Annotated in this window: 1 pseudogene; it reads right to left on the bottom strand. The window is 52.9% G+C overall.

The annotated features are described in order from the left end of the window. Positions 1-444 (bottom strand): annotated as a pseudogene (locus AC1DLB_RS32120) (tyrosine-protein kinase); the annotation flags it as partial.

Here is a 444-nt window from a genome sequence, read left to right as displayed (position 1 = left end):
GCTCTGCGCAGCCTCTGCTGAAGTGCGCTCTACGTTTTGCCGTACATATATAGCGGCGATTTCATTGAGTATTTTAATCGCCTGGTCCGGATCTGTGCTTTCCAGCGCCAGACCGATCATGCCCGACTCTTTTCCGCGCTCAACTACATCCAGGGCCTCTTGATAGTCGAGGATACTGGTCAGGCGGGAGTTACGGATAATGCGGAAGCGGGTACCAGGATTGGCGTGCAGTTCCTCTATTTGAAACGTTACGCCATTTTTTTCGAAAAGCTCTCCGGCCCGGCTGGCCGCCAATAGGTTGTCATCTTCATCCACCAACGTGAAATGACCATTTTCACCCGTGGTCAGGGTCAATTTCTTGCCCAGTTGCGAATCGGGGAGATCCAGTTTGAAGATCTTCAGCGACTCCCCTCCCCAGGCGAAACTGTTCAACCCCAACAAGGG

The sequence above is a fragment of the Pseudomonas sp. 05N434 genome (assembly GCF_056396965.1).
Note: the sequence above shows the minus strand (reverse complement) of the source record. Positions and strands in the feature narration are given on the sequence as shown.